The sequence below is a fragment of the Halomonas sp. R57-5 genome (assembly GCF_900070345.1).
Taxonomy (GTDB): domain Bacteria; phylum Pseudomonadota; class Gammaproteobacteria; order Pseudomonadales; family Halomonadaceae; genus Vreelandella; species Vreelandella ventosae_B.
The window spans coordinates 4,140,645-4,154,130 of sequence record NZ_LN813019.1; the positions used below are offsets into that span (position 1 = coordinate 4,140,645).

Sequence of the window (13,486 nt, forward strand, 5' to 3'; positions counted from 1 at the left end):
AGCCAGGAGGCCAATACCGTTATACTCAACGCAATGGCTACTCATATTCGCAATACAGCTATTCCTGAGTAACCGCATAACGTTCTGGGTCGCATCCAATGCTGTGACCTGAATGAAACGTGCAGCCTACTGGCACTGGGTCAGTTTTCTAATGTGGACGATAGTGTCAAGATAGCATCCTTCGGGAATATCGAATCATTGGATACGTATTCTGATACCATGCTTGATATTTCTACGTTTTAGGTAAGAGATGCATAAAGAATCGACGGTTTCCATCTATGTAAACGGTGAAAACAAAACTAGGCAGATCAACGATTGGAAGATAAGGCAAGGGGCTACATGGGATGCTCTAACGCTGACTTGCTACTTCCCCTCTGGCAAGTCTTACTCCCGCCCACTTCGCGAGTGCGAGATCATTCCTACCCAGGAATTGCATGAACAACTTGTCGTAAAAAAGGGGAGCACAGTATTTAGCGTCGTCGAGAAGCTCGTGTTATACGGTAACAAATGTGCCGTCATTCAATATCCCGGAAATCCAAAAGCCTACGTAATGAATATAGACGACATTGAAGTCTTACCAAAAACGGCGATGAAGGATGAATCGATATTCCAATATTTCATTTCTTTAGCAAACGAAAGAGTCAAGCAAGCGGCACCAAAAGATAAACCAATTGCCGAAAATGTGCTTCGCCAACTGAATCAGATTCTACCTCACGCTGAGACTGCGCTGCACGCTTACTGTAGCGGGAGCAATCAACCGCGAGAACCCGCAGGAAACGTTATCTACCCTTTCGGGATTAATGAAAGCCAGCTGGAGGCGGTGGAGCGTGCTTTCACTTCACAAATCAGTCTAATCGAAGGCCCTCCAGGCACAGGCAAGACGCAGACGATATTAAATATCATCGCTAATATCCTGCACCGTGGAGAAACCGTTGCCCTCTTGTCCAATAACAATGCCGCCGTGGAGAACGTCTACGAGAAATTAGATAAAGTCGGGCTGGGTTATTTGGTAGCCAAGCTGGGTAGCAAGGAGAACCGCGAGAGCTTTTTTGCCAGCGCATCCACCCCGCCATTGGATTCCCCTGCCCCTGCTCCCGACATTGAGCATATCCAGGCTCTTCTACAACATCTAAGGCAGTACTTGCATGCTCAGAATGCGGTGGCCCGGCTGCAAGCTGAAATCGACGAACTGACCATTGAACGTCGCTACCTGTTGCAATGGCAGCACGAAAATAGCGTGGAAGCGTCCACCGACCTAGATAAGTACAAGTTGTCTCCGCAACAAACAACGGATCTGTTGGCGTACTTAAACCAACTCGCCGAGCGGCGTATCGGTATCAAAGACCGAATTAAACTACTGCTCAACTTTAAAATTCTGCGCATAAAACCTTTCGATGAGTGGGAACAGCGCAAGTCCGCAATCTATACATTACAGCGTCACTATTACGACAAGGCTCTTCTGGAGAAAGAAGCGGCGTTAACAGCTTATCGTGAAGAACTGCAGCGCGGTCAATTCGAGACATTGCTGAATGATCTAACGTCCAGTTCTATGGCGTACCTAAAACACCATCTTCACCAACATACTCCCAGCCAGGGGACTTTCAATTCAGATAACTACCGCCGGAATTTCGATGAGTTTTTACAGCGTTACCCAATCATTGGTAGCAGTACGCACTCTATCGTCAACTCGCTCGGCAAGGGTGCGATTCTCGACTATGTCATCATCGACGAAGCCTCCCAACAGGATATTGTTCCTGGAATCCTGGCGCTGGGATGCGCGAGAAACCTGATCATCGTTGGCGACAGAAAGCAGCTCCCGCACATTCCAACGCCATTAGGTATCCCCACTCCCTCCGAATTTTACGATTGCGAAAAGTACAGCCTGCTCGACTCATGCGTCAGCGTTTTCAACGAATCGATCCCGATGACACTGCTGAAAGAGCATTACCGGTGTCACCCTAAAATCATCCAGTTCTGTAACCAGCAGTTTTATGGCAACCAGCTCATCCCGATGACGCAAGACAACGGCGAGAAGGCGTTGACGCTGCTCGTCACCGCCAAGGGAAACCACGCACGAAATAACGCGAATCTCAGAGAACTGGACTCCTTACTCAATAAGCTCGAAGGGGCTGGTGAGAGCGAATGGGATAGCGAGAATGGCAGAGGTTTTATTGCGCCTTACAACGCACAGGTTTCTCTTTCCCGCACTCACCTGCCCGCTGATTTCGCCAAGAACACCGTGCACAAATTCCAAGGCCGGGAGTGCGACGAGATAGTATTTTCCACCGTACTGGACAAGAAACATGGTAGCCAGAGCAGTCTAAGCTTTGTGGATGACCCTCACTTGGTCAATGTGGCGGTATCCAGAGCCAAAAATAAATTCACCTTGGTGACGGGTGATGATGTATTTGCCGCAAGCAATGGGCACATTGCCGCACTGATGCGTTACATCGAGTACTACGCCGATGAAAAGCAGATCCACCGTGCTCCTGTTGTTTCAGCCTTCGACTTACTTTATGAGGAGTACGACCAGTCGCTGGAAAGACTGAACGCTAGGCTGCTGGCCAGCGACTCACAATTCAAGTCTGAACAGATCGTGGCGCGGATACTGCGTGATACCTTGTTCCAGAAAGCATATCAGTCAATGATGTTCCACTCCCAGGTCGCACTTATTCAACTCGCTTCATCGGCCAACGAAGCCTTGACGGCGCGCGAAAGAGAATTCATGGAAAACCGCGCAAGTTGCGATTTCGTGATCTATTTCAGGGTAGGAAAGACACCGCTGGGGGTGATCGAGGTCGATGGCGGGGATCATGACAAACTACAGCAGGTTGAACGAGATGCTTTGAAAAACAGCATTCTGCAGAAGAGCAATATCCCCTTMCTCCGGTTACAAACCGTCGAAAGCCAGATTGAAGAAAAGATCGCGGATTTCTTGTTTCAGTGGACAAACATTGCCTCAGCCGCAGAGTAGCTTAGCCCCCTGTGTCTCAACCTGAATCCAGGCCCCTCGGTAGCGTGATCTGATATAGCGGATACGAGTGTCCATTGGATACCAGAGCGCGTTTAAAGTTGGCATCTTTCCAGGCGGAAACAACCATTAGCTCTACCACCTATCAGAGTAGAAGAATCCATTAACTGGGCAATCTCGGCGGGCAGTATCAGCGCATTAGGGCTAACGCTGTATGTGTTATCGCGGGAGGGCCTGTAGCCATTATCAGCATTGTGATTGTGTCGATGTACCCAGTGATTCCCGTCGTGTTTGGATCACTGGTGCCCAGGCAAGGTTTAGCGGCAACGTTGTAAAGGGGATAGTGTTTTCAATTATGGCGATGGTGTTGATAGTGGCGGGGAGTGGTTAAAGCGTTTACAATAAATTAAAACTAACATGGAAGTTTATGAACCAACCTGCACACTCCTCAGATTTAAACTATAGCAAAGCTCAAAAGCCAGGGCTTAGCTTGGATATTTTGAATAGTCGCGGCCGATTAGGGAGGTTGCGCTTTTTAAAATATTCGCTGCTTATCTTTATTATATGGGCGGCAATAGGTGCTGCCAGCAATGTTCTATGGAGTCTTTACTATCCTGAGTGGCATAACGCACTGAGTCTATTCATGATTTTTGTAACAATTATGGTCTCAGTGATGGGAGTTATCTTTTGTACACGTAGATTAAATGATTTCAATGCAACAGGATGGTGGATGTTGATTTTCTTCGTTCCCATTGCGACACCTATAATGCTATTACTGATGTTATTATTACCAGGTACTAAAGGGGAGAACCGTTTCGGCCCCGTACCTCCTAAAAATAGTAAATGTGTATATGTGTCGTTACTATTGATGTTGTCTTTACTCTTTTTAACGGCAACTCTATAACGCATAAGTCACCATCGCAATTGGGCTCTCGTTGATTTTTCTTGGCGCGGGCTTTCAGTGCGTTGTGTACTTCCTCAGGAATGCTGCTGATCGTCATCATGCCCAGAGCTCGACCTCCTATCGCATGTGGTAAGCGCAGCGGCGCTCTATGTACATTCAAAATAGCATGTCGAATACATAAAGAAAGCACGTGGACGATGCTTTCGTCAGAGAGCTAGTTCGCTGAGGAGGCCGTTATAAACCTTCCGTTTGCAACGGTCATGGTGGTGCTATTCCCAGCGCCACACGAGCCGATTACACCGATGATAAAGATCATATTTTGAGCCGATTAAAATTTATATTCGGCTCATCACCCAACACCTCACGCAGCCAACCCAATAATGCTTCGCTGCCTGGGCGTTTAGGCGCGCCCTGGCGTGTGTATAGGGCGATGGCATCGTGCTGGGGCAAGCTCTCGGCCACCGGGCGGATCAGTTCGCCATTTTCTATTAATCGTTGCGTTGTGCGCCGCCATCCCAAGGCGATACCGTGCCCCGCGATAGCCGCTTGCAGCAGCAGCGGATAGCTATCGAAAACAGCACTCTCTGCTGATGAGAGTTCAAAGTGCCCCATGGCACGAAACCAGCCATCCCACTCCAGCCAATCCGCCGGGTCAGCGTGGTGGTGGAGTAGCCGCTGATTCAGCAAAGCGTTGAGGCTCAACGGGGTAGTGGCCCCTTTCAAATAAGCTGGGCTGCAGACCGGAAATATCTCGTCCTCGGCGGTAAACACCAATTGATGGCTCCCGCTAGGCCTACCGTTGGTTTGCAGCGCAATGTCGAAGTTGCCACTAAATTCGGTAATCGGCCTTGTCGACGTCGCCAGCTGTATCTCAATTTCAGGATAGCGACGATTGAAGTCAGCCAGCTGTGGCATCAGCCAATAGAACGCTTCGCATAACTGGCAGAACAACACGACGCGCTTATCATCCGGGGCGCCGCGCAGCGCCTGAGCCCCCGTGGCGACGCTTTCCAACGCCTGGGAAACCGTACGGCCAAACTCGTGCCCCTCGCGGGTAAGAAACACACTGCGATTACGGCGCTCAAAAAGCATCACGCCGAGGTCTTCCTCCAGAGCACGGATCTGTCGGCTGATAGCCGCCTGGGTCAGGTGGAGCTCATCCGCCGCGCGCGAAAAGCTTTCAAGCCTGGCGGCAGCCTCAAAGGGGCGCAGCGTCGCCAGCGGTGGAAGAGACTTGATGAAGTTATCCATAATCTGAGCTCATGCATTGTGACGCAGAAGTCGTTTGAAGCACTGCTAGAGGCAGCGGCATTCTAGAGCGGAATTCATATCTGGAACGCTGCAATGAAGGCCACCGCTGAACCACAAGATAATATCCTACAGGGCATCAGCCTTATCGTGGGGGCTGTCTTTCTGCTGGCGTTGACCGACGCCCTGGTTAAGTATCTCAGTGCCAGTATGTCGCTATGGCAACTCTATGTCATCGCCTCAACACTATCGCTGCCGATACTCTTTGGATTGATCATTGGTCATTCAGGCCCCCGCCCCAAGGTAAAAGCACGCCGCTGGGTGGCGATAAGAAGCCTGCTTCTGTTGCTGATGTGGATAGCCTACTACGCAGCACTGCCGCTGGTTCCACTCTCGGTGGCGGCGGTCGCCATTTACACCMCGCCGCTGTTTATTGCCGTGCTGGCTGCTTTTGGGGCGGGCGAGCATCTTTCACGCCAGGCGTGGCTGGGCATACTCTGCGGATTCCTGGGCGTGGTGGTGGTGTTGCGCCCTGACGGCGACACCTTCACACCCGCCACACTGCTACCCGTGCTTGCCGCCCTCTTTTATGCGCTAGCCATGCTGGTCACTCGCCACCACTGCCAAAGAGAACACCCCTTACTTCTCACTCTGGGATTAAATCTAGCCTTCCTGGCAGCAGGCACTCTCTTCAGTGTGCTGGTCGCAATCCACAGCACAGCAACACTCGCCGAACGCGCGCCGTTCCTGTTCGCCGGTTGGCAACCGCTAGACGCCGAAGCGTTATTGATCGTGGGCGCCTACGCGCTACTGCTGATCATTGTGAATACCGGGGTGGCAAGGGCTTATCAAATTGCCCCTTCGGCGTTGATAGGCACCTTTGATTACGCCTACCTCATCTTTGCCAGTATTTGGGGTTACCTGCTATTCAGCGAAGTGCCCGATGCCATGACTTGGCTGGGTATGGGCATGATCTTAATCGCGGGAGTGATGGKGTTACGGCAACGGCGGGGCTAATCGAAATTTCTGCTTACTTATTCGCAACGTGCACCTATTTAGCATGCGCCTTCTTGGTAGGCATAAGGTGCCCCCCCCCCACCACCACCGAGCCCACCAAAAAGCCAATTACTGCAGAGCACAGCGTATTGAAGCTCCAGCCCAGCGTGCCGCCCAAGGCACCGGTTGCCTCGCTAATGCCTAGCTCAATATGGTGTACCCACTCATAGGGTGCGTTGAACCAACCCGTGCCATCGGCACCCAGATTGACCATCAGGATATGCCCACCCACCCAGAGCATAGCGACGGTGCCCACGACCGAGATGGTCGCTAGCACCTTGGGCATGGCCGTCACCAGCCCACGGCCCAGGGTCTGCATGCTCGAACTATCCCGCTGGGCGAGCTTCAGGCCGATATCATCCATCCTGATCAACAGCGCGACCACGCCATACACCAGAAGTGTGATGAAAAACGCGACCACCACCAGGCTCGCCAGCTGGGACCAGAACCCCTGATGGGAGACCGTGGCCAGCGCGATCACCATGATTTCAGCCGACAGAATCAGGTCGGTACGAACGGCGCCACTTACGATCTTTTTCTCAGCCTCCGGCCCTTTCTCAACCGCGGGCTTGTCGTCGACATGCTTGCCGGAAAGTTTATGCCAGACTTTCTCCGCGCCCTCAAAGGCTAGGTAGGTACCGCCCACCATCAAGATGATCGGCAATAGCGACGGCAAAAAGTGATTCAGCAGCAGCGCCACCGGCAGGATAAAAATCAGCTTGTTGCGGATCGACCCCAGCGCGATCTGCTTCACAAGCGACAGTTCACGCTCCGCTGCCACCCCCTGCAAATATTGCGGCGTCACCGCCGTATCATCCACCACCACCCCGGCCGCCTTCGCCGTCGCACGCCCAGCAGCGGCACTCACATCGTCCAGTGATGCTGCGGATAACTTCGCCAATGCGGCAATGTCGTCCAATAATCCTATCAAGCCGCCTATGGCCATGGATGCTTCCTCCGTGAATAACAGTTGCAGATAGTAAAGCATACGGCGGCTGAGTTACCTTCAAAGTGTTTTGAGGCAAAGGCATTCAGTTGCTATAGGTCGGTTTTCAATGCAAGCGATATGGTCTTACTGACAAAGCCCACTACTTACTGAGTGCCTTCATGAGTTTGCCCAAGTAACACCGAATAACGCGTGCTACGCCCACCGCCGGGTAGTTTGGAAAGGCAGCCCTTCTCCAGCAGTTCTGCCAAATCCCGCGTTGCGGTGGCTTTACTAACTTTGGCCAACGATTGGTACTTACGCGCATTGATGCCCTGCGCAAATTCCTCTCCTGCTGTATCCAATAAGCGGTTCAGCACCTTGATTTGCCGTTCGTTCAGCACGGTGGTCGCATGACGCTGCCAGGAGGTGGCTTTCATTAACACACGGCCAATCCTTAAAAGAGCCTGTTCGAGCGCCTCTTTCAGCGTGTCCAGAAACCACAACAACCACGGCGCAATAATGAGGCTTCCTTTCTGAGCGCTTTCAAGATAATCGTATTAAGCTTTGCGTCGCGACATGATAGCTATGCTCCTATATCTCGCGAAAACAAATGATAGGCTAGGGGTTAGCGGTGGTGTTCAATTGAATAAGAGAGTGCGCGCGTGAGCTATTTTCAGAGAAAACTGTGGTTTGCCGACCAAAGTGGTCAGCACCAACTGAAGCAAGACGACCTGCTTATGCTCCGTGAACCTATCGTCGTGCTTGGCGAGCCTGGTATGGGGAAGACCCAATTACTTAAGGAGCTAAGCGCGAAAGGTGGCAACGCTTTCTGCCGCGCTCAGCAATTGATTAATAAGCCGCGTCCACAGACTCTTCTCGGCGACAATGAACGTCTAGTTATCGACGCGCTCGATGAGGTTTCCTCTCAATCCGACGGCGATGCGGTCGATTTAGTACTGCGAAAGCTAGGGGAACTCGACTACCCCCCATTCATTCTCAGTTGCCGAGTGGCGGATTGGCGTGCTGCTATCTCAGCACAGGCGATTGCCGACCAATATGACGATGTGGCACCGCTGGAAGTGCACTTAGAACCACTCGACGAAGATGAACAGCATGAACTGCTCACTCAACTTATCGGCAACGCGAAGCGTGCCCAGACGCTGCTCGATCATTTCGTGCGGTTCGGCCTCGATTTCCTTGGAAATCCACAGACACTAGAGCTGGTAGCCGCCCTGCCTGAAGATCGGCAGTTGCCGACGACCAGCAGTGATCTTTTCGAGGATGCAATCGAAACACTCCGAAAAGAGCATAACCCTCTGAAAAACGAGCTGCCCCATGACGCGGTTCTTGATGCGGCGGGCGCAGCATTTTCAGCTCTGATACTCACGAGCAATGCMCGCATCACCGATCAACCGAGCGGTGCGATTCATCCCACTGACAAGGCACTGCCATTGGCAGAGGTTGAAGCATTTGATAACGGCCACGTGAAGTTGGCGGCAAACACAAAACTTTTCGCAACCGATCTGGACGGCCTGACCTACACCCATCGCCGCATCGGTGAGTTTGTTGGCGCGCGCTGGCTAGCCGCGCGGGCCGATACGCGAGCGAAGCGACAACGTCTTCTCAGGTTGTTCCAGTCGCACGGGCTAGTGCCCGCTTCGCTGCGCGGTCTCCACGCCTGGCTGGCACGCGATCCGCAATTAGCAGATGCGGTTATAGACGCAGATCCAATGGGAGTAGTCGAGTATGGCGACGCGGAGGCACTAGCGCCCGAGCAGGCGCGGCGGTTATTCACAGCAATTGAACGGCTCTCTGCCAATAATCCTCGATTCAGCGGCTGGCAGGAATACCGCGCGGCGGCGTTGGTAACACCGCCTCTGATGAGTGAAGTTGTACGCGTAATTAGTAACTCTGGGGCCGAATTCGGACTAAGGGCATTCTTGTTGCAGCAACTCAAAGGCGCACCAACGGCTGAGAACCAACGCACGTTATTACGCGATCTCATGCTTGATGAGGCCGAGCCGTACGGTATACGGCATGAAAGCGCTCAGGTACTGGTTGCACTTGGTGACGAGAACTGGCCCGCGCTGCTTGAACAGCTAAGGCTGCAGGTGCGGACTGACTCCCTTCGGCTCGCGCATGAGCTGCTTGATGACATCGGCGTAGATACTTTCAACGATGAGCAAATTGTAGCGATTATCCTTGCCCGCGATGGGCTATCGGTATGCCCGATTAGAGCAGACTCCGAGAGCACTACTGTCTTTGGTTTCTATCGCCTTGCTAAGCATGTACCTATAGCTCGGCTGGACGGTTTGCTTGACCTCTTCGCAGCTCAGGCAGTCTCGCTTCTGCCCGAGCATGCGGGGATCGAAGAAAACGACTTGACCGATCTTCAATATGCCCTTGTACTCAAGCGCCTCAAAGATGGCAGGCCAGTCGAAACGCTGCGGCTATGGCAATGGCTCGAACCCTTCTGGGAGCAAACCTCCTACCAACGTGACCAAGGTAAAAAAACAGGAGAGTGGCTAAAGGCTAATCCGTCGGTACGCCAAGCGATCCAACGGCACGCCTTAATTGACAAAGTTGGCAACAAAAATATATGGCAGAGAGCTTGGCGACTCCAACAGGGGGTCATCGACCTGTATCCCACACAGGGCGAAATTATTCACCTGCTCCAATCGCTGGATCCCAATGACCGCACCGACGAACGCTGGCGAGAAATTATTATGCTTGGCCGCCCTTGGGGAAAGGAGGGTAAGGCACTGCGTGAAGCGTCTAAGCCCTTCGCGAAGCACCGGCCTGACCTGCTTACCTGGATTGATAGCTTAGCAGAGAGACAGATTCCGAACTGGGAGCGCAAGCAAGAGGAAAACAAACGACAACGCAGGGAGAAGCAGACTGCCAAATTCGCCAAGCGTCGCAGCAACTATCTTGCGAATATCGAAGAGGTCAAGTCGGGCCAATTTAGCCGAATCCTCCCGCCTGCAAAAGCATACCTCAACTGTTTCCAAGAGATTAGCGACGACCTACCAGCACACGAGCGTGTTGCCGAGTGGCTTGGGGAGGAGATCGCGGCAGCCGCGATGAAAGGCTTCGAGGCGTTTATGCAGGCTAGTCCGCCTAGACCTAGCGCTAGAGAGATTGCTCGGAGCTACGCCCAAAGTGAATTTTATCCTGCAGCCTATATCATCGTCGCAGCACTCGCCGAGCGAGTACGCACGCGAGGTGAGCCGTTTGAAAGTGTTAGCAGTGAGCGGCTAGCCGCAGGCCTATTCGAGTGCTGGAATGGGGCGACCGGCGATCAAGACGGGTTGAATGAACTTGCCCCCAAAATCGAAGCCGAATTGAAGCGGCGCGAACGATGGAAGCAGGTGATGCGGCTCTATATAGAGCCTCAGTTGAGGCGGCAGGKTCAGCATGTGGATCACCTTGGGGCGTTCATGCGAAGCGATGATGGTGGTTTCGGCACTGATCTCGCCGAAAACTGGCTAGCCCGCTATCCCCATATGTCGAGCGAGGCAGAGATAGAGATGATCGACCGATTGCTGCGAACCAACCGCCGTGATGTGTTGCGCTTGCTGATAGCTGACCGACAGCGCCGAGAGATTAGCGACGAGCGGCGACGGAATTGGGAAGCAGTAGCCCTGCTCATCGATTTCGAAGCGGCAAAAGAGGGGCTGGGCGATGTGATCGAGCCCGAGTTGCTGTGGCACCTCCAAGCTCGTGCTGGGCATGGTAGGCATAATAAGGAAACTGGCACGTTCCTAACGGTTGATCAGCTCACTTGGATGATAGCAACCTTTCGAGAGCAATGGCCCGAAGTTAATCGACCAGTGGGCGTAACAACTGGGGATACAAACCCATGGGACGCATCGCAATACATCCGAACACTGATCACTCGTTTAGGGAATGATATTTCAACTAAAGCCGTTACGGCACTTACTACTTTAAAAGACGCGCCTAGGGATGATTACACATGGGCTCTGCAGATAGTTTCTGCAGAGCAGTGGCAGAAGCAGGTTGACGAAAGCTATGCCCCGCCAACACTCGACCAGATCAAGATGATACTAGATGACGGCCCACCTAACAGCGTTGCCGACTTGCGCGCGATCGTGGCCGAAGAGCTTCGAGAGCTAGGCAGGCGACTACGTGGTAGTTCAGAAGATGAGATCGACCTGTACTGGACTGATGGTGGTCTCCCGCACACCGAGAATAAGTGCCGCGACAGGACCGTCTCATTGCTGCGCGGCCACCTCACGCCCCTATCAATCTTCACTGCTAATGAGGCTGACATGCCTCAGGATAAGCGCGCCGATATTGTCTTCCAGCACGACGCTTTGCTGTTGCCATTAGAGGCCAAGCGTCAGCAGCATCGGGAATTGTGGAACGCAATTGATGGTCAGCTTGAAGCATTCTATACCGGCCACTGGCAGGCGGAAGGACAAGGCTTATTCCTAGTATTCTGGTTTGGCTCCGGCTACCAAGTTCCCACACTTCCCGGAGGTGGAGCCAAACCGACCAGCGCCGACGATTTACAGAATAAGCTTGAACAGCACTCATCAGTGAGAGCGGGTCGGGTCGAAGTTATAGTGCTCGACTTATCGCGCTAAACCTCACCCTATTTTCAGCAAACGAACATCAAAATTAACACCAAATAGATAACGCCTTGCAACACAAAAGCCTGCCGGTAACGGCAGGCTTTCGCAGGAAGCGTGTGATGCGTCGGTGTTAGGGATCAATCAACGGCCCTGTTCTGCMCTCACTCCCACTCAATAGTAGCAGGCGGCTTGCTACTCACGTCATAAGTCACCCGCGAAACCCCTTCCAACTCATTGATAATCCGGTTGGAAACCTTCTCCAGGAGCTCGTAAGGCAAGTGCGCCCAGCGGGCGGTCATGAAGTCGATGGTTTCTACCGCGCGTAGCGCGATGACCCATTCGTAGCGGCGGCCATCGCCGACTACGCCTACGGATTTCACCGGCAGGAATACGGCAAACGCTTGGCTGGTTTTTTCGTACCAGCCAGAGGCGCGTAGCTCTTCGATGAAGATAGCGTCGGCATCGCGGAGGATGTCGGCGTACTCTTTCTTCACTTCACCCAGAATACGCACGCCCAGGCCGGGGCCAGGGAACGGGTGGCGGTACACCATATCGTAGGGCAGGCCGAGTTCCAGGCCGAGTTTGCGCACTTCGTCTTTAAACAGTTCGCGCAGCGGCTCGACCAGCTTGAGCTTCATGGTTTCCGGCAGGCCACCTACGTTGTGGTGGGATTTAATCACGTGCGCTTTGCCGGTTTTGGAGGCGGCGGATTCGATCACGTCCGGGTAAATGGTGCCCTGGGCCAGGAACTCGACGCCGTCGATCTTGCTGGCCTCTTCATCGAATACATCGATAAAGGTATTGCCGATGATTTTGCGCTTGGCTTCCGGGTCTTTTTCACCCTTCAGCTTGCCGAGGAACAGGTCTTCGGCGTCTACGCGAATCACCTTCACGCCCATGTGCTTGGCGAAGGTTTCCATGACCTGATCGCCTTCCGCTTTACGCAGCAGGCCGTTGTCGACGAATACGCAGGTCAGCTGGGTGCCAATGGCTTTGTGCAGCAGCGCGGCAACTACGGAAGAGTCCACCCCGCCGGAGAGGCCAAGCAGTACATGGCGGTCGCCCACTTGCTCGCGCACACGCTGTACCTGGTCTTCGATGATTTGTGCAGGCGTCCACAGCTTCTCGGCTTTGCAGATATCCAGCACGAAGTGCTCGAGAATGCGCTGGCCCTGCAGGGTGTGGGTCACTTCCGGGTGGAACTGTACGCCGTAAAACTGCTTCTCTTCCCAGGCCATGGCGGCAATCGGGCAGCTCGGCGTGGAGGCGGTCACGGTGAACTCGGCGGGCGCTTCGGCCACCTTGTCGCCGTGGCTCATCCATACGTCCAGCAGGGCTTTGCCACTTTTGGCGTCTACGTGGTCTTTGATGTCTTTGAACAGCGCGTTGTCTTCGTCGATTTGAATCTGCGCGTAGCCGAATTCACGCTGGTTGGAGCCTTCTACCTTACCGCCCAGCTGCTCGGCCATGGTTTGCATGCCGTAGCAGATACCAAACACCGGCAGGCCCATCTCGAACACGCACTGGGGCGCACGCGGGGAGTCCAGTTCCGTCACGGATTCCGGGCCACCGGCCATGATAATGCCGTTGGGGTTGTACTCGCGGATCTCTTCTTCGGTGATATCAAACGCGCGGACTTCGGAATAAACGCCGATCTCGCGTACGCGGCGGGCGATCAGTTGGGTGTACTGCGAGCCGAAATCGAGAATCAAAATCTTATGGGCGTGAATGTCACTCATGGCGGGGTCTCGGTTAAGCGGTGTGGGTGCCGCTGGTAAGGC

Annotated in this window: 8 protein-coding genes; 4 read left to right on the plus strand and 4 right to left on the minus strand. The window is 53.4% G+C overall.

The window, feature by feature from the left end:
- Nucleotides 1-250: 250 nt before the first annotated feature.
- Nucleotides 251-2,974 carry an AAA domain-containing protein gene (locus HALO_RS18840; RefSeq protein WP_050713850.1) on the plus strand — a complete coding sequence of 908 codons (2,724 nt, stop codon included), beginning with the start codon at nucleotides 251-253 and terminating at the stop codon, nucleotides 2,972-2,974.
- A 424-nt stretch (nucleotides 2,975-3,398) separates the two neighbouring features.
- Nucleotides 3,399-3,875, plus strand: coding sequence for a DUF805 domain-containing protein (locus HALO_RS18850; RefSeq protein WP_081899018.1), 477 nt, complete (start codon nucleotides 3,399-3,401; stop codon nucleotides 3,873-3,875).
- Between the two features lie 312 nt (nucleotides 3,876-4,187).
- Here the strand turns inward: HALO_RS18850 and HALO_RS18855 are convergent, their stop codons facing one another.
- Nucleotides 4,188-5,126, minus strand: a complete 939-nt coding sequence (locus tag HALO_RS18855; RefSeq protein WP_035576865.1) for a LysR substrate-binding domain-containing protein — start codon at nucleotides 5,124-5,126, stop codon at nucleotides 4,188-4,190.
- A gap of 93 nt (nucleotides 5,127-5,219) precedes the next feature.
- Here HALO_RS18855 and HALO_RS18860 point away from each other — a divergent pair, with 93 nt between their 5' ends.
- Nucleotides 5,220-6,140 carry a DMT family transporter gene (locus HALO_RS18860; RefSeq protein WP_050713851.1) on the plus strand — a complete coding sequence of 307 codons (921 nt, stop codon included), beginning with the start codon at nucleotides 5,220-5,222 and terminating at the stop codon, nucleotides 6,138-6,140.
- A gap of 34 nt (nucleotides 6,141-6,174) precedes the next feature.
- On the opposite strand, the gene HALO_RS18865 is transcribed toward HALO_RS18860, so the two are convergent.
- Nucleotides 6,175-7,125, minus strand: a complete 951-nt coding sequence (locus HALO_RS18865) for a DUF808 domain-containing protein (protein ID WP_035583080.1) — start codon at nucleotides 7,123-7,125, stop codon at nucleotides 6,175-6,177.
- 146 nt (nucleotides 7,126-7,271) lie between these two features.
- Nucleotides 7,272-7,544 (minus strand): DeoR family transcriptional regulator, encoded by a 273-nt coding sequence (locus HALO_RS18870; RefSeq protein WP_231896758.1) that lies wholly within the window; start codon nucleotides 7,542-7,544, stop codon nucleotides 7,272-7,274.
- Between the two features lie 300 nt (nucleotides 7,545-7,844).
- On the opposite strand from HALO_RS18870, the gene HALO_RS18875 reads away from it, so the two are divergent.
- Nucleotides 7,845-11,717 carry a hypothetical protein gene (locus tag HALO_RS18875; RefSeq protein WP_157693186.1) on the plus strand — a complete coding sequence of 1,291 codons (3,873 nt, stop codon included), beginning with the start codon at nucleotides 7,845-7,847 and terminating at the stop codon, nucleotides 11,715-11,717.
- A 149-nt stretch (nucleotides 11,718-11,866) separates the two neighbouring features.
- Here the strand turns inward: HALO_RS18875 and guaA are convergent, their stop codons facing one another.
- On the minus strand, nucleotides 11,867-13,444 hold the full coding sequence (gene guaA, locus HALO_RS18880) for a glutamine-hydrolyzing GMP synthase (RefSeq protein WP_035576859.1): 1,578 nt from the start codon (nucleotides 13,442-13,444) through the stop codon (nucleotides 11,867-11,869).
- Nucleotides 13,445-13,486: the final 42 nt, after the last annotated feature.